Origin of the sequence: Rubripirellula obstinata (genome assembly GCF_001642955.1) — a bacterium.
Classification (GTDB): Bacteria; Planctomycetota; Planctomycetia; order Pirellulales; family Pirellulaceae; genus Rubripirellula; species Rubripirellula obstinata.
This window is the reverse complement of the sequence record NZ_LWSK01000054.1, coordinates 21,954-39,316: the sequence shown is the minus strand read 5'-3', so window position 1 is coordinate 39,316 and position 17,363 is coordinate 21,954. Positions and strand designations below refer to the sequence as shown.

12 protein-coding genes and 1 tRNA gene are annotated in these 17,363 nt (G+C 54.9%); 7 read left to right on the top strand and 6 right to left on the bottom strand.

Annotation, left to right across the window (positions count from 1 at the left end):
- Window positions 1–1,299: 1,299 nt before the first annotated feature.
- Entirely contained in the window at window positions 1,300–1,971 is a 672-nt protein-coding gene (locus tag RC85_RS14415; protein ID WP_068264080.1) for a hypothetical protein, read from the bottom strand.
- Between the two features lie 95 nt (window positions 1,972–2,066).
- The gene (locus RC85_RS14410) at window positions 2,067–2,948 is read right to left on the bottom strand and encodes a hypothetical protein (protein WP_238383135.1); all 882 of its coding nucleotides are present in this window, start codon (window positions 2,946–2,948) and stop codon (window positions 2,067–2,069) included.
- 351 nt (window positions 2,949–3,299) lie between these two features.
- Between RC85_RS14410 and RC85_RS14400 the strand changes: the two genes are divergently transcribed.
- Together RC85_RS14400 and RC85_RS14395 are read left to right on the top strand one after the other, a co-directional pair.
- A complete protein-coding gene (locus RC85_RS14400) occupies window positions 3,300–4,493 on the top strand; it encodes a phosphoglycerate kinase (protein ID WP_068264069.1) in 1,194 nt (397 codons plus the stop codon).
- A 144-nt stretch (window positions 4,494–4,637) separates the two neighbouring features.
- Window positions 4,638–7,376 (top strand): MGH1-like glycoside hydrolase domain-containing protein, encoded by a 2,739-nt coding sequence (locus RC85_RS14395; RefSeq protein WP_068264067.1) that lies wholly within the window; start codon window positions 4,638–4,640, stop codon window positions 7,374–7,376.
- A gap of 84 nt (window positions 7,377–7,460) precedes the next feature.
- On the opposite strand, the gene RC85_RS14390 is transcribed toward RC85_RS14395, so the two are convergent.
- The 3 genes from RC85_RS14390 to RC85_RS14380 all read right to left on the bottom strand — a co-directional run bounded on the left by RC85_RS14390 (window position 7,461) and on the right by RC85_RS14380 (window position 11,655).
- Window positions 7,461–8,897, bottom strand: a complete 1,437-nt coding sequence (locus tag RC85_RS14390; protein ID WP_068264065.1) for an aldehyde dehydrogenase family protein — start codon at window positions 8,895–8,897, stop codon at window positions 7,461–7,463.
- A 77-nt stretch (window positions 8,898–8,974) separates the two neighbouring features.
- The gene (locus RC85_RS14385) at window positions 8,975–10,099 is read right to left on the bottom strand and encodes an acyl-CoA synthetase family protein (protein WP_068264063.1); all 1,125 of its coding nucleotides are present in this window, start codon (window positions 10,097–10,099) and stop codon (window positions 8,975–8,977) included.
- 290 nt (window positions 10,100–10,389) lie between these two features.
- Window positions 10,390–11,655 (bottom strand): carboxypeptidase-like regulatory domain-containing protein, encoded by a 1,266-nt coding sequence (locus RC85_RS14380; protein ID WP_149752696.1) that lies wholly within the window; start codon window positions 11,653–11,655, stop codon window positions 10,390–10,392.
- A 537-nt stretch (window positions 11,656–12,192) separates the two neighbouring features.
- Between RC85_RS14380 and RC85_RS26850 the strand changes: the two genes are divergently transcribed.
- Window positions 12,193–12,459: a hypothetical protein gene (locus tag RC85_RS26850; RefSeq protein WP_149752697.1), complete on the top strand. Its 267-nt coding sequence runs from the start codon at window positions 12,193–12,195 to the stop codon at window positions 12,457–12,459.
- 46 nt (window positions 12,460–12,505) lie between these two features.
- Here the strand turns inward: RC85_RS26850 and RC85_RS14370 are convergent, their stop codons facing one another.
- Window positions 12,506–13,300, bottom strand: a complete 795-nt coding sequence (locus RC85_RS14370; protein WP_068264057.1) for a TIGR00282 family metallophosphoesterase — start codon at window positions 13,298–13,300, stop codon at window positions 12,506–12,508.
- Window positions 13,301–13,684: 384 nt separating this feature from the next.
- On the opposite strand from RC85_RS14370, the gene RC85_RS14365 reads away from it, so the two are divergent.
- The 4 genes from RC85_RS14365 to RC85_RS14350 all read left to right on the top strand — a co-directional run bounded on the left by RC85_RS14365 (window position 13,685) and on the right by RC85_RS14350 (window position 17,337).
- Window positions 13,685–13,758, top strand: a tRNA-Thr gene (locus RC85_RS14365).
- Between the two features lie 110 nt (window positions 13,759–13,868).
- Window positions 13,869–15,200, top strand: a complete 1,332-nt coding sequence (locus tag RC85_RS14360; RefSeq protein ID WP_068264055.1) for a DNA-directed RNA polymerase subunit alpha C-terminal domain-containing protein — start codon at window positions 13,869–13,871, stop codon at window positions 15,198–15,200.
- A gap of 23 nt (window positions 15,201–15,223) precedes the next feature.
- Window positions 15,224–16,339, top strand: a complete 1,116-nt coding sequence (gene tgt, locus RC85_RS14355) for a tRNA guanosine(34) transglycosylase Tgt (RefSeq protein WP_068264053.1) — start codon at window positions 15,224–15,226, stop codon at window positions 16,337–16,339.
- Window positions 16,336–17,337, top strand: a complete 1,002-nt coding sequence (locus tag RC85_RS14350; protein WP_068264051.1) for an oxidoreductase family protein — start codon at window positions 16,336–16,338, stop codon at window positions 17,335–17,337. Before tgt ends, RC85_RS14350 begins: the two co-directional genes overlap by 4 nt.
- Window positions 17,338–17,363: the final 26 nt, after the last annotated feature.

The following is a 17,363-nucleotide window of genomic DNA, read 5'->3' as shown; positions in this document are numbered from 1 at the left end:
CCGCGTGGGCATCGCCCCGCGCGTCCGGGGCAGCACGACGCGCGGGGCGATGCCCACGCGGTTAAACGAACTAACCCGTATTTTCCGGGACCAAAACTCTTCACGGCGTTGGGCATCGCCCCCACGCGCTGTGGGACCGGCACGATTAACGGGGGCGATGCCCACGCGGTTTAACGAAATAATACGTGTTTTCCGGGACCAAAACTCTTCAAGGCGGTGGTTAGATCCCCAAGATAGTAAACAACCGTTTCCATCGCCTTTTAAAGATAGCCGGTTTGCACGTAACAATGGTGCGACAGGGCAGCCTGTGAGCTTTGCAGGGGTGCGGGGGTTTGGCTGAGGAACGCGTCCTGGGACAAGTTCCCAGTTTCCCGTAGCTGGGCCCGCCAGGGTTCAGTCGAGTAAAGATCAACGCGGTGAAGAGTTTTGGCCCGGAAAACACGTGCCAGTTCGTTTAGCCGCGTGGGCATCGCCCTATGGCACTAACGTTAGCCCCGGCTGGGGCGACAGCACGGTGCCGTGGGTCTTGACCCACGGAATCAAACACAACAAAAACCGTAGCCCCGGCTGGGGCGAAAGCGATCAGCCTTCCGCTTGATTGCCCTTGCGGGACATCTTCCCGGGACATCTCCCAACGCCGTGAAGAGTTTTTATCCAGTAAAAACCCATTGTTTTGTTTAGCCGCGTGGGCATCGCCTGGGCCGCTAAATCTTTGGTATTGACATATTATTTTGCAATTAAGAATTTGTTCCGCTTTCAGTCCAATGCGGCCATTCGAATCGTAGGAGGCAACTCGATCGATTTCCGTTGCGGGCTTGTCCCGGCGGAATCACAACTGGCGGCTACCAATGCTCCGTTTCAACGCCAGTTCCAATCTTCTTCAGCCACGATCTCCGCTGCGGGCTTGCCCCGGCGGGATCAACGAATTTCGCTCGATCGCGCTCTTGATCGCGATGGGGGTAGCCAAGTCGTTAGCTCCGCCGGGACAAGCCCGCAACGGAGGCCTACGTGAGAGTACCCTTTCGAATAATATCTGCGGTTAGTAGTAGCTTCCAGTTGCCGCTCCGTCCGGGGCAAGCCCGGCGGAAGCACTCAACGTCGCGGTGAGCATGAAACCTGCGCAAACGAGAACTGATGCAATCCCAAAGATTTAGCGGTCCAGGCGATGCCCACGCGGCTAAACGAACGAACACGTGTTTTCCGGGGCCACCCCTTCACGGCATTGGGCACACCTAATGTTGGACTGAACCCTGGCGGGCCCAGCTACGGGAAAACCGGGAAGTTATTTTGGGACAGTTCCTAACGCATGTTTGTTTTTGGGCGGAAGATCTTTTTCGCTCGGTGCGGTTCGTACGGTTTGCTGATCATGCTTTCCGAGATTGGTGCGGATAAGACTGGCTCGCTGCCGGCGTAGTGGATGCCGCCATCGCCGCCGTTGCACGATGAACAACCGCCGCACGCGGAACTGGACCCGACCTCGAATCCGCAAGTCGCTTCCATGCCGCAGGAAACTTCACAACCGCCATCGCAGCCGCCATCGCAGCCGCCGTCACACCCACAACTGCAACCACAATCGATTCCGCCGAGAGCTCCGCAACTGGGTTCCGGACCACAGCCGCCGTCGCAGGATGAATCGCCGCAACCGCCGCAGCCTGAATCGTAACGGTATCCCCACAGGCTCGCGAAACCATCGAACACGCTTCGGCATTTGCCACAGGATTGTCCGTTGTGGTTTCCGCATTGATCGCACGGATCGTGGCAGTCCGCTGGATGGTTGATCCAAGGGTCGATGTAGAGTTCGCCGCAGCCTTCGCAGTCGCTGCATCCATCGCAAGAATTAAAAGCCAGCGGGCCATTGGGGCCGCCGTCGCACCCGCCCGGGCCGCATCCCATGGGGCCAACGCAGCCGGTTGCAAGGCAAAGCGTGAAACTAGCAATCGCTGTGAAAGCAATTTTGGTTGACAGATTCATGGCAGGACACTCGGTAACAATGGTGGAAGGTTCTTCCCCATCGTTATCGACATCGCGAGCGTCAAAATTCAATTAATCTGCTTAACCGGCAAACTTTACCGCCGCTTCAACAGAACAGCGACTCGTTCGCGGGCCCGGATCGCCGCTTCTTCGATCACACCAGCGAATTCTCGCCGCGTGTGATCGTTGACTTGTGGAATTCGGTCGGCGACATCCAGCATCGCGTTTGGATTTCGCTGCGACGCTTGGGAAACCTGTGTCATGAAACGCGCGGTTTCGACAAAGTTCTTATCGGCCGAGCGACCAATCAGTCCGCTGAAGGTCCGAGCGATTAGGTCGGCACCCAACGAATCGAGTTGCAAGAAACAATCGATCTTGCCGGTGACTTGGGTGCTGCCATCGGGTCCATGGGCGTAGTTGCTGGTGACGACGAACACACCGCTGCCGCGGATCGGTCGCGCGACCAGTTTTCCGTCGTAGCTGCCGTTGGCAATGTAGATATGAGTCGTCGGGTCGCCGTAAACAAGATCGATGCGACAGGTCGTGCCGCTGCCGTCGCTGGCGTCTAGCTGATAAGGCCCGGTCCGCTTGCACTGCACATTGGTGATCCCCATCAGATCCCACATTCCGACCAGCACTTCGGGGTTGCGGGTCAAAAATAGGAACATGTCCTGGTCGCAGTCGATTGCCTGTGTCGGCAGTTGGCGATAGATCGTCGGCGACTGGGCAATGTCCAAGATTCGCTTTTGAGCGGTTCGCGTTAAGCGTTGCATGGGCAATCGCTTGACCGCGGCGTCTCGCAGAGCGACGGAACTGCTGCCCGTTTGATCGAGGGCCTGATCATGCGCCGATTGGCCACGATGGTTCGGGCTTTCGCGTGGTTCGTCTGCGTCAACGTGGGCGGCACAAAATGCCGTCACCAACAGCGCGCACCAACAGCCCTGCTTTGCGATATGCGTAAGCGATCCCCCAGCCACGGACGTCCTCCCAATACGGGCAATGTCGCCGGTCCACCGAATCCGATCGTGAAGCTCGAACTCACCAAGCGACGCCAACCGCGACGGTTATCAGCGATGCAGCACGTGACCGCGCAAAAACATCCCGACTATCCGAAGTGGAGGCTTGTGAGGAATTTTCGGCCTTCCCCGGTGACCAAGTTGAGCCAAAGGACAGATTGATTCCAGGTTGCCGGGAAACTGAGCAACCCAAACGCACGGCCCTCGACACCTTGCCCGGTTTCCCGATAATCGGACACTGATTCAATCAACAACCCAACGGCAATTCTGCCGCATACTGCAAACACCTCCCTTTCCGGAAAACCTACTTCGATGGCTAAGAAAACAATCGACCAAGTTGATGTCGCTGGCAAAACAGTCCTGATCCGAGTGGACTTCAACGTTCCCCTCGATGAAAACCAATCGATCACCGACGACCGACGAATTCGCATGGCGCTGCCGAGCATCAAAAGCGTCATCGATCGCGGCGGCAAGCTGATCCTGATGAGTCACCTTGGTCGTCCGGCCGGTGACGGTTTCGAGCAGAAGTTCTCGCTCGCTCCCGCCGCTGCTCGTCTTGGCGAGATCCTGGGCAAACCCGTGGCGATGGCAAAGGACACCGTTGACGAAGACGCGACCGCAAAGGCATCCGCGTTGAAGGACGGCGATGTTCTGGTCCTGGAAAACCTGCGATTCAACGCGGGCGAAAAGAAGGGCTGTGAAACCTTCGCAGGCAAGCTGGCCGCGATGGCCGATGTCTACTGCAACGACGCTTTTGGTACATGCCATCGAAGCGACGCGTCGATGGTGGCAGTTCCCCAAGCGATGGCGGGCAAGCCGCGTGTTGTGGGTCACTTGGTCGCCAAAGAAATCAAATACCTCAGCGAAGCGATCGGAAACCCGGCTCGGCCTTTCGTTGCGATCCTGGGTGGTGCCAAAGTCAGCGACAAGATCAACGTGATCAACAACCTGCTAGGCATTTGCGACGCAGTGCTGATTGGCGGAGCGATGGCGTACACGTTCTCGTTGGCACAAGGTGGCAAAGTCGGTGGCAGCTTGGTCGAGAAGGACAAGGTTGATCTTGCCAAGGAACTGATCGACAAAGGTGGCGACAAATTGCACCTGCCCGTCGATACCCATTGCGGCGACGACTTCGGAAACATTGCCGGCTGCAACAAGGTGATCGTTGCCAACGGCGAAATTCCTGACGACATGGAAGGCCTGGACATCGGTCCTGAAACCGCCAAGAAGTACGCCGAAGTAATCAAGAACGCCAAGACCGTCGTATGGAATGGTCCGATGGGCGTGTTTGAAAAGCCACCAATGGACGCGGGCACCAAAACCGTCGCTCAAGCGGTCGCCGATAGCGATTGCATCAGCATCATTGGCGGTGGCGACAGTGCCGCAGCGGTGGACCAACTTGGTTTTGCCGATCAGGTCTCGCACGTCAGCACCGGTGGCGGAGCAAGCTTGGCGATGCTGGAAGGCAAAGCGTTCGCAGCCGTCGATTTGCTAGACGATGCGTGAAGGTAGGGATCGAGGCTAATTGTAGGCCGTAGCGAGCTCCAGCGAGTTACGGCGGCACTGGTTGACGATTGCCGCAACTCGCTGGGGCTCGCTACGGCCTACAGTTCTTTCTAAAACCTAACGCCTAATACCTAAACCCTCTTTATGTCCATCGAAGACCAACGACTAGACGCCAGCAACAATCGCGAAGAAAACTGGCTTCGTTGGGGGCCTTATCTTTCTGAACGACAATGGGGCACCGTTCGCGAAGATTACAGCGGCGGCGGTGACGCGACGTGGAGTTATTTCCCGCACGATCACGCGCGTAGTCGTGCGTATCGCTGGGGCGAAGACGGGTTGCTGGGGATCAGCGACCGACAATGCAGGCTTTGCTTTAGCGTCGGTCTTTGGAACGGTCGCGATTCGATCTTGAAAGAAAGACTCTTTGGCGTGACTGGCCCCGAAGGCAATCATGGCGAAGATGTCAAAGAGTGTTATTACTACCTCGATAGCACGCCAACGCACAGCTACATGAAGGCGTTGTACAAGTATCCGCAATCAAAATTTCCGTACGAAGAATTGGTCAGCGTTAGCCGACAACGCGGTTTTGGTGACGACGAATACGAGCTAACCGATACCGGTGCCTTCGACGAGTCACGATACTTTGACGTCCAAGCCGAATACGCCAAAGCTGGCCCGAACGACGTGTTGATCAAACTGACGATCACCAACCGTGGCCCGCGACCGGCCGTCATGCACGCGTTGCCGCAGTTTTATTTCCGTAACACTTGGACTTGGCAGTGTACCGACGAAGGCTGCACGACACGCCCGTCGATGCGTTTGGAAAATGATGTCGTGCGAACCAATCACGAAACACTCGGTCAGGTGTGGTTGGCATGCGATCGGACTTCAACAAAGACGGATACGCCGTCGGGCAGTTGGCCTTGGCTGTTCACTGATAATGAAACCAACAAGGATCGCCATCCAGGCTTGCCGAGCGAATCCGAATTTTACAAAGACGCATTGAACAATTATGTCGTCCTGGGCGAAACCGGCGGCGTTAATCCTGATCAGCGAGGAACCAAGTGCGCGCCCTACGGTTTGATGATGATCGCACCGGGGGAAAGTGAAGTCATTCGCTTGCGGCTAACTCACGTCAGCGAACCCATCATCGCTGAACGGGCAAAGAGCAAGACTGATGCGTTTCGTGAACTCGCTTTCGATGATTCGTTTGAGCAGGTGTTTGCCGATCGGGTTACCGAAGCGGAATCGTTCTACGACAAGCGTATCGATCCATCTTTGACCGAACAACGCCGCGCGATCATGCGGCAAGCGTACGCTGGATTGATGTGGACCAAGCAGTTCTACCATTACAGCGTCAGCACATGGCTGGACGGCGATCCCAACGGAATGCCTGCACCCGAATCGCGAAAACAGGGACGAAACAGCAATTGGCGTCACCTGTTTAACCGCGACATCATTTCGATGCCCGACAAATGGGAATACCCTTGGTACGCGGCATGGGACTTGGCGTTCCACATGGTTCCGATGGCGAACTTGGATGTCAATTTTGCCAAAGAGCAGATGATCTTGTTCCTGCGTGAATGGTACATGCACCCAAGCGGCCAGATTCCCGCGTATGAATGGAACCTTGGCGACGTCAATCCACCGGTTCATGCGTGGGGCGTTTGGCAAGTCTACAAAGCGACCGGTCCACCACAGCAACGTGACCGCCTTTTCTTGGCGCGAGCGTTTCAGAAACTGCTGATCAACTTCACTTGGTGGGTGAACCGTAAAGATCCTGGTGGCCGAAATATATTCTCGGGCGGATTCCTGGGCCTGGACAATATCGGCGTGTTTGATCGCAGCAAACCAATGCCGGAGGGGCATCTGGAACAGGCCGATGGAACATCTTGGATGGCGTTTTATTGCGGTTCAATGCTACGCATTGCACTGGAGCTTGCCGAGGACAATCCAGCCTACGGCGACATGGCCAGCAAGTTCTTTGAGCACTACGTTGCCATTGCCGAAGCGATGAACACAATCGACGGGACTGGATTGTGGGACGAAGAGGACGGTTTCTATTACGACCATTTGATGGTGGACGGACAATCGATCGCGATGCGAGTTCGATCGCTGGTCGGTCTGTTGCCGCTGACGACCGGCGTGATCCTGGAAGACGCGATCATCAACAAGCTGCCCGGTTTCACCAAGCGAATGAATTGGTTTTTACAACAGCGTGGAAACTTAAGCGAACACATGACGTACATGGAATGCCAGAATGATGACGGCACATCGAACCGTCGCCTGCTTGCGATTCCATCCGAAGATCGGTTCCGACGGTTGATCGCAGTGATGCTGGACGAAAACGAATTTCTGTCGCCTTATGGAATTCGCAGCTTGTCGATCGCTCACCGTGACAAACCGTTTCGATTCGACATCGGTGGACAACGCAATGAAGTTTCTTACGTGCCCGGCGAAAGTGATAGCGGCATGTTTGGTGGTAACAGCAATTGGCGAGGACCGATTTGGTTCCCGATGAATTACTTGCTGGTGCAGTCGCTAAAACGCTACCACCACTTTTACGGCGATCGCTTTCAGGTGGAATGCCCAACGGGCAGCGGCAACCTGATGACGTTGATGGAGGTCGCACATGAACTTGAACGCCGTTTGATTTCGATGTTCGAGACCGACAAGGACGGCAACCGGCCGATCAATGCGGAAGACGAAAAGTACCGCGACGACCCGGCATGGCAAGACAACATTCTGTTCTACGAGTACTTCCACGCCGACAGCGGAAAAGGCCTCGGTGCAAGCCACCAAACCGGATGGACCGCGCTGGTAGCTTCGATGCTGAGGAGCCAAGCGAAAGCGGAAAAGGCAGGATCAGTTACTGCGCGTTAGGCCCGGAGGGCCGGCAGCTCCCTGCCGGGTGCGCGAGCACCCGGATGGCTGCCCCACATCAATTCTCTGGCTCGGTTTCCGAGCCTAGGCGGTGGCAACTGGCATTTCGGCCATCTGGTACGCGCGCGAACGGAACAGGAACTCGATAATGTTTCCCTCGTGGGGCTGCAGCCAATCCAGTCGGTTCGTTGGGATGGGGCCGATGTTCAATCGGTCGATGTCCACACACATGCCAGCAGCATCAATCAATTGTTGATCCGCGGTTAGGACCGTTCCGACCAAGGTTGGCCCGATCCGACGCAGCGTTTCAGCCTGCGAGCACTCGACCACGCTGACAAAGGGGAACATGTATTCCTTCATCGCAACGGCGCGGTCAGGCGAGTTGGCATGGACCACCATCGGTCGCAAGTAAGCACAATGGTCGCGCTCGATCAGCTTCTCACCAAAGCTGGCCGTCATGTCTTCGACGCCTGATTCAGCCAAGTCTTGCTGGACCATCCCCCACGTACCCGTCGCCATCGCAGGAACCGTGAATGCTGCGAGCGCGGCATCTGGATCACCAGGTGGCAGCACATCGACTGGACCAATTCGGTCGGCGATCGCCGCAGCAATTTCGCGAGTGTGACGACTTGCCCAGATACCGCTGCAATTGATGCAGCTTCGACCTGAATTGCTCAGCACGCTTTCGACCATCACGTCCAAGTAGTCTTCCCAGTCATCGACGACGTCGTCACCGATGATGATCTTTGACCAACCTGGGCCGTGAGCTTGAACACGTGGGTTACCTTCGTGCTGTGCAACCGTTTGAGCGCTGCCAAAGATCATGCTACGTGGTGCCTTGGTCATGATTGCACCGCCAGCATCGTGACCGCCGGGGTACAGCCCGAATGCCGTCGCCGGAACGCCTGCTTCGATAAATGCAGAAACCATCCGATAGGGCGTCCAAGGTTCCTGGGAACCCGGCTTCAACGCCAAGCCGATTTGCAGCGGAATGGCAGGCAGCCAAAGTGTGTGAACACCGGGCGAATTGTTCGGTAAGATCGCGCCCAAGACAGGCGTTTGTGCTTGGTAGCTGACGGTGACCCCGCGGCCTTCATCACCAAAACCCTTTGACAAGATCGAAAGATCCAAGCCGCGAGTCAAGCACTCCAAAATCTGATCCATGTTGCTGAGAACAAAACTGTTCTTAGACATGTTTCCTCGGCACATGTGTTCCGGCAATCCCGTACTGGCCGATTGCTGATGAACAAAGTCGTCAACACTTTGAACTGAATCACCCACGGTCAGGTCGGCTGATTCAAACAGCACGGCGGCGCGTTTGCACTTTTCGATCAAGTCGTCGGTCGAAAACTGCAGCAAAGCCTGACGAGCTTTGTGAGCCTGTTTCATGTCACGGCCAACAATTCCACCACCAACGTTTCCAATCTTTGCAATCGGTTCACCCGTATCAAAGTGAACCACGTCGTGGTGTTCAAGCGATTCGTAGGGCTTGCCCCAACGCAGTGGACTAAGTGTGATCATGGTTTTAGGTATTGGCTGTTGGTTATTTGCGACGCGGGAAAAGTAGTTGATTGATTTGTAGTGGATCTTCGATTGTTTTAATAAACGCCAACGGTTGTGGCCGTTGCGATTTCATGGAAAGGGCGAACGCCGCTGACGCCGTCCCACGGGTACATTTCAAACGGAGCTTCCCGTTCGCCTTCATCGCGTTCCATGAATCCCGGGACGAAGAACTCATCCGTCAGCGTGTACAACTTCACTCGCCCAGTTTCGCCGTAACCAACCACTTGGTTGTAGTCATCAAACTTGACGACTTCGGTAACCGCACGAGGCTGCGGAGCGTAATAGGAAATCTTGTAATTGTCCGCTGGCGTGACTGGTTTGCTGCACGCCAATCCCATCAATGTGTTGCCATAGGTTGGCGTCATGTAGATGCCGCCCTCTTCGACCGGGCCGCCCAGCATTTCTTCGACGCAAAACCGTGTCCACTGCGGTGTGAACTCTGTGCCGCCCGAAAAGATCCCCTTGATCCCAACTTCTTGCAGCGAAGTGCCTTTGTCCTCCAAGGCTTCCCCCAACGATTCCAACAGTTTCGGCGTTGCAAACATGCACTGCACATCGTGTCCGGCCGTCAACACGGTGACTGCCTGATCAATGCAATGCTTCTTGTATTCTTCCAGGTGTTCCATCCAGCCTTTCTTGATCAGCTTGACGACCCAGCGCGGATCTAAGTCGATACAAAAGCACATCCCACCACGATGTTGAGCCAAGTGCTCGACCGCCAACCTCAGGCGTCGTGGACCACTGGGTCCCAGCATCAACCAATTGGCACCTTTGGGAAAGTGTTCGTCAGGAAGCGTGTCGCTAAACAGCTCGTAATCCTTCCAATGGTCTTCGATCACCATCCGGCTTTTGGGAATGCCGGTCGTTCCGCCGGTCTCAAAGACGTAAACCGGTTTGCCCGCGTGGCCTTTGGGGACCCAGCGATCAACGGGACCGCCCCGCAGCCATTCATCCTCAAACTCGGGGAACTTCTTTAAGTCCTCAAAGCTTTTGACATCCGTTAGCGGATCGAAATTAAGCGAGCTCTTTTTCTCCAGCCAGAACGGGCTGCCAGTTTCATCGCTGAAGTGCCAATGAACGGTCTTCAAGGTGTGCTCGTTGAGGCCGTCCAATGCTGCACTGGATTGCTTCGAGACATCGTCGCTGATCACGTTCGCCATAGATTTGTTCGTAGATAAATGCGTTGTTGGGAGAAATGTGTGTTCGCTGAAAACAAAACTTGATTGGTGACGGATCCACGAAGTGCGTGAATTCCCCGATCACGTACTCATTATGCACATGCGGAAAGTTCTTGCATGCCATGCCACCTGAGAAAGCGTTTGTAGCGGGGGGCTGTTTCGAAAAAGAAAAAGCCGTGACTTGAACATTCAAGACACGGCTTTGGTTGTTTAGATCAGCGGCAGACAAGCTACCGGCTGAAAATTTAGCCTACAAAACTCATCAGTTAAACTCAGTTTGCGGCCGCGGGACTTGCAACAGGCGGCACGACAATCGGAGCACTAACGGGCACGTTGTTGTCGTCATCATCAGCCAAGAAGGCCAAAGCTGCGATACCAGCCAATCCGCTGAGGGCACCGCCACCACCGCCGAAGAAACCTCCGCCACCGCCACCAGAGAATCCACCGCCACCGCCTGCTGGGAAGCCGCCGCCGAATCCACCACCGGCGTAAGGAGCACCAAAGCCGTCCATCAGGACTTCGCCTTCGACAATTCCACCATCGACGATTCCGCCACCGGCACCGTCAACGATGACTTCGCCGCATCCGCAGGGTTGATCAACAATCACTTCGCCGCAACCGCAAGGCTGCTCAACGATGACTTCTTCAACAACGTTGCAAATTTCTGGCATCGGTGCGACTTGCATCGCGAATTCTTGGCAGCAACCGCAGCCATGATTGCCGTGACCAAACAGACCGACCAAAGTCTTGCCATCTTTTCCAACTGCCGAAGCAGTTTCAGTGATGGTTGCGGGATCAACAAGCTCGAAACCGATCAAGCCAATACCGTTGGGGCCAATGGCCATGATCGAGTAGAAACCGGGATCCATGTTGGCAAATTCAAACTTGCCTTGTTCGTCACTGAGTGCTCGGTCGATTTCCATCGTGTCTTTGAACAAGAACACGTTGGTGCGATCGGCTGCGTCTAACTCGCCGATGTTTGCACCGGCAACGTGCAGTCGCCCCTTCATGCCGCTGCCGTCTTGAGCGACGCGGAACAGGTCTTGTCCGCAAACTTGATCTTGAAGCTGACCAAGGTTAATCGATTCGTAAGCAACTTCTTGCTTCTTGATGTTCGGCGGCAAGTAGCGGATCAATGCTGTGTTGACCACGGTGTAATCAATGTTGGCCATCGAGATTTCAGCCGACTTTGGAAACTCAAGATCCTTGACTTCGTTTGCACCAACTACGTGCATTGCACAGGCGGCAAACACGTGATCGCCGCGAGCGGTCAATGCATAAACGCCAGCTTCGACGTTAGCGATTTCAAACTCACCGCTTTGATTTGTCTTCGCTCGTAAAACCTTTCCATCGCGAGCCAAGATCGCAACCGAAACATCGGCGAGAGCTTCTGCTTCACCGCCTGCCTTGGGAAGAACGACTCGCCCGGTCAGCGAACCGGCGTCAGTCGAACTGACCCACTGGTTCATGGTCAGGTGGTTGAGAGTCGTTGAAGATGCATCATCGTTCGCTGCGGAGGCAACGGTTTGGATTGACATCGCAAAAAGGATAAGTGCCGCTAATCGCGTCATGTAATTTGCCTCGGCTGAAAAGTGCATGGGGTGAACTCTGTGGACAGTGTAAATCTGGGTAAGACGTAGGACCAGTCCTACAAGTCATAAGTTCCGGAAATTGTTCGAATGTTCACGGAATCACCCCCGCTAGCTAATGGTTAGTCCAACGGAATCCCCCCGCATTGGAAAGACGATCGTCCTATCCTACTAAACGCAAAATCATAAATGCTGTAATAATTATGAGATTTGTCTCATTTTTCTTCACGCAGATAACCTAGGCCCTAAATAGCCAGCAAAGCTTGAATTTCCCCCGCTTCAACAAATCAGCCCGGATGACACAATCCCCATGAACCCATCGTCCCCATGACCCCTTCACGGCCAAATCCATTTGCTCCCGCGAAATCGGTTCAGGAGGAAATAGGCGTGTTCGGCGACGCAGTTCTATTGAAAAAGACCTTTCTTTACAGGGTCATTCGCTTCGGCGAGCACCGTGGATTGACTCCCCAGAAGCCAGATTCAAGCATGGACCTCACCTACAGCGGATGGTGGTTCGTCCAGCGGGTCCACGTCAACGATCTACTGGTCTGGTGGACGATCAGTTGGCGATCGATCTGGCCTCTGATCGAGATCGATTTGACGAAAAAACTGGCTCAGCGCGATGAAACCGGAAAAAGGCAAACAGGCCTGCCAAAGGAAATCAAAATCGAACTCGATTTCACGCCAGGCCTTCGGATTCGACGTTTTCGCGTTTGGCTCGATCAAGAAATCCGTTACGACGAAATTAGCTGATCGGGCAAAGCAACTTTCCCGACCTTTGCAGAACACAAATCCGACCTCAACCAGCGGGATCCAAGCGTTTCTCGAATCTTTCGACCGCAATCGCCTTGCCATCAGGATCAGCGTCAACGATCACACCGCACAGACGCACGTCTCGGGTGGCAACGTGGAAATGAACGGGTTCAAACGAACGAAACGTCTCGGTCACTCGTTCGATATCCCTACCGATGATGCTTTCGTAGGGCCCGCACATCCCCGCATCGCACTGAAACGCTGTTCCGCCCGGGAAAATGCAGGTATCCGCAGTCGGAACATGGGTGTGCGTCCCAATGACCGCGGTCACTTTCCCGTCCAGATAGCGGCCGATCGTCTGTTTATCGCTCGTCGCTTCAGCATGAACGTCAACCAAGACATGATTCAGGTCAGGATTGGCCTGCCGCATCTCATCGATTGCCCGATCGGCGGCCGCCAACGGGCAATCGACTGGCCGCATAAAAACTCGTCCCATCAGCGAAATGATCCCCAGCGGTCCAGCAACCGTCGGAACCACTGTCCAAGTTCGCCCCGATGACTCCGAAGGGTAATTCGCTGGTTTGACGATCCGCTTGTCTTTGTTGAGCGTTGCGATAATGTCGCGGCACTTATAGATGTGGTCTCCCAGCGTGATCGCATCGACGCCCACTTCCATCAATCGCTTAAATTGACGGGGCATCAACCCCGAACCGTCTGACGCATTTTCCGCATTCGCGACCAAAACATCCAGCTTCAGCGACTCTTTCAAGCTTTCAGCGTGTTTTAGAACGGCTGAGTAACCCGGTTTTCCAACCAAATCACCCAAGAAAAGAATTCGCATCTGAACCCAAGGTGATTTGTAAAGTGCGGAAAACGTGGAAGTCTTTGACTCTCAAGAGTCTAATGTAATCAAGCTGACGGCAACAACGGAACCCATAATCGGGGTTGCAGGCAGGCTAATCGGCAGACGGTTCTGTAGGCCATAGCATGTAGGCCGTAGCGAGCCATAGCGAGTTACGGCAATTTGCGCACCGCCGTAACTCGCTTCGCTCGCTACGGCCTACTTTTGATTCGCTTGCCTGCACACCTCACACCAAACACGAATGTAACTCCTATGCAATCCTTGTGCCTCTTGACGAAATTCGGCTCTTTCGCCTATTTTTAGCGGACTACAAAGTGCCGGAAAGAATCGTCGCGTTTTGCACGTTGCGTTCCTCCTGCCAACGCCAGCGTAGCTTCAATTGGCAGAGCATCGCATTCGTAATGCGGAGGTTGCGAGTTCAAATCTCGCCGCTGGCTTTTGTTGCCCAACCACTACTTAACCCCTCACACGAGCCGCCGATCGCCTGAATGATGTGTCATTTTGTGACAGATTGTCTTGCTGATTCGCTGCCGGGAGTTCTCTGTCGATGAGTGAAGTCGAACTCGACGTTCTCGACTTGAAGGAAATGATCCTTTCAAACAATTCGTTTGGCCCCGCCGATGTTGGTGCGATCCGCGCCGCCATCTCTGAAAATTACGGCCATTTCGGCGAACTGCGTGACGCGGTCAACGAAATGGAAGAAGACGAAGCGATCAGCCCCGCTGGCAAGACCAAGATGGGCGTTTGCCAATTCTTGCTCGGCCGATTTAAGGATTCGCAGACCACTTTGCAAACTGCCGACGGCAGTGCGATGGCGTTGTTCTACCAAGCACGTTGCTGCTTCGAACTTGGCAGCTACCAAGACTCGATCGAGACCTACGAAAAAGCCAAGACATCCGGCTACAACGAAGACCAGTGCAACATCGGCATCGCCGAATCGCACCGCTACGCTGGCCGCATCGAAGAAGCGATGGCGATCCTGGACAACATCTTCGGACCAGCCGAACAAACCGCCGACTACATGTACCAACGCGCCGCGACGGTTGCTGCGGTCGGTGGGCGGATGGACGAAGCATTGGCGTTGTACCAACGTGCCGTTCAAACCGACGAAAACCACGCCGGTGCATTGTTCGGTTTGGCTCTGGAAAATGATCGCATGGGCAACGACGACGAATGCCTTTCGTTGTACGAGCGTGCTGCGAAGACTTTCCCCACCGGCATCGGTGCCCTGATCAACCTCGGTTTGATCTACGAAGACAACAACCAGTTCGACAAAGCACAAATTTGCTACAAACGAATCCTGGATTGTTATCCCAATCACCCACAGGCCCAGTTGTACATGAAGGATGCTGCCGCGACCGGCAACATGCTTTACGACGAAGAAGCTCAGCGTCGTAACGATCGCTTGGCTCAAATACTGAACATGCCGGTCACCAACTTTGAACTCAGCGTTCGTAGCCGCAACTGTTTGCAGAAGATGGGAATCGACACCATCGGCGACCTGACGCGGACAAGCGAAGCAGAACTGCTAAGCAGCAAAAACTTCGGCGAGACCAGCCTGTTCGAGATTCGCGAAATGCTGACCAGTAAGGGCTTGGCTCTTGGTCAATTTGCTCACGAAAAGAAGAGCAACGATCCGCCGATCGACACCAGCCACATGTCGCCCGACGAACAAGCGTTGTTGGACCGTCCGATTTCGGATCTGAACCTTTCGGTGCGTGCTCGCAAGTGCATGAACCGTTTGCAGCTCAACACGATCGGCGAACTGATTCGCCGCACCGGCGACGACATGCTCGAATGTAAAAACTTCGGCGTGACCAGCCTCAACGAAGTTCGTGAAAAGCTGACCGATCTTGGTTTGAAAATGCGTGGTGATTGATCTCACTTGGCTGATTTAAAACAGTGACGCATTTCTCTTTTGAACTCACGCACCGCGACGCCGGCAGTCTGGCCCGTCGCGGTGTTTTCGTTACGCCTCACGGCCCCGTGCAAACCCCTGGCTTTATGCCCGTGGGAACTCAGGGCACTGTCAAAGGCGTGACCATCGATCAAGTCGCCGCCACCGGCGCACACATGATCCTGGGCAACACGTATCACCTCGCACTTCGGCCCGGTCACGAAACCGTTCGCAAGCTTGGCGGACTGCATGGCATGACGCGCTGGGAAGGCCCGATCCTGACCGACAGCGGCGGCTTTCAAGTTTTTTCACTCGATGCGATCAACCATGTTGATGAAGAAGCGGCAACCTTTCGCAGCCACCTGGACGGCAGCATCGTCAGGCTGACGCCCGAACATTCAATCGAGATTCAAGAATCGCTCGGCAGTGATGTCGCGATGGTCTTGGATCATGTCGTTGCATTGCCGGCTGAAAAGGACATCGTTCAAGACGCAATGGAACGATCGATCCGCTGGGCGCGGCGCTGCCTGGAATCAGCGACACGCGACGATCAAGCCAAGTTCGCAATCGTGCAAGGCGGGCTCGATGTGGAACTGCGAATCCAATGTGCTCGCGAACTTGCGGCGATGGATTTTGAAGGTTTCGCCGTTGGCGGATTGAGTGTCGGTGAACCGCCGACCGAAATGTATCGCATCACCGAAGCAACGACGCCGGAATTACCCGAGAACAAACCGCGTTACTTGATGGGCGTTGGAACGCCAGTTGACCTGATCGAAAGCGTCGCTCGCGGCATCGACCTGTTTGACTGTGTCATGCCAACTCGCAACGGTCGCAACGGGTTGGCGTTCACCGATTCGGGCAGCATCAAACTGCGAAACGCCGTCCACCGCGAAGACACCTCGCCGCTGCAAGAAAGTTGTCCGTGCATCGCTTGCCGGCACAGCCGAGGTTACCTGCGGCATCTCTTTCACGCCAAAGAAATGCTCGGGCCGATCCTGCTTTCGATTCACAACCTGACCTACTACCAACAAGTCATGGCCGAAACACGGGCGGCGATCGAGCAGAACCGTTTCAACCAATACGTCGCTGAAAAGAAACAAGGCTGGGGAATCGATGCATGATCCCAGCAAGCGTCTCTTCCACGATTCTTGAAGTCACTCAAGCAACCAGCATCCAAAGCATCGAATCGGTGCAGACGTTGTGGTCCGGTTACGGCGAAATCGCCAGAGTCAATCTCGTCGGATCCCAATTCGAATCGCTGATCGTGAAATGGGTCAATCCACCGGTCGCCGCGAACCATCCACGCGGTTGGAGCACCGATCAATCACACCAACGAAAACTGCGTTCCTACCAAGTCGAATCATGCTGGTACACAAAGTTCAGCGATCGCTTGAGTGATACCTGCCGAGTCGCGAAGTGTTATCAGGCAACCGCGCAAGGCGATCAGCATCTCTTCTTGCTAGAAGATCTCGATGCAGCCGGATTCGGTGATCGCCGCGGTCGTTTAGATCAAGCTGGCGTTCAAAGCGTGCTCACTTGGCTGGCCGAATTTCACGCCACTTTCATGGGCTGTGACGCCGCTGGTCTTTGGCCGGTGGGAACGTATTGGCATCTTGCGACCCGCCCCGACGAACTCGCAGCGATCGACGACTCACAGCCGTTAAAACAATTCGCAAGCCTGATCGATCAAACACTGTCAACTTGCCCGATTCAAACACTCGTTCACGGCGATGCCAAAGTCGCCAATTTTTGTTTCCCTGAAAAAGCTTCCGGTTGCACCCGAGTTGCGGCCGTTGATTTCCAATACGTCGGCGGCGGCTGCGGCATGAAAGACGTCGCTTATTTCCTGGGCAGTTGCCTCAGCGAAGATCAATGCGACCGCGACGCAGAATCGCATTTAGATTTCTACTTCGCAAAGCTGGCCGACGCACTCAGCGCCAGAAACGACCTCAACGTCACTGGTGCGGAAGTCGAATCCACCTGGCGACCGCTCTACCCAATCGCCTGGGCCGACTTCCATCGCTTTCTTTTAGGCTGGTGTCCCGGCCATCAAAAGCTACACGCCTACACTCACCGAATGACCAAAGAAGCAATCGCATTGCTGAAGCAGCAAAAGTAGGCCGAATGGAGCCAAGGCGACATCCG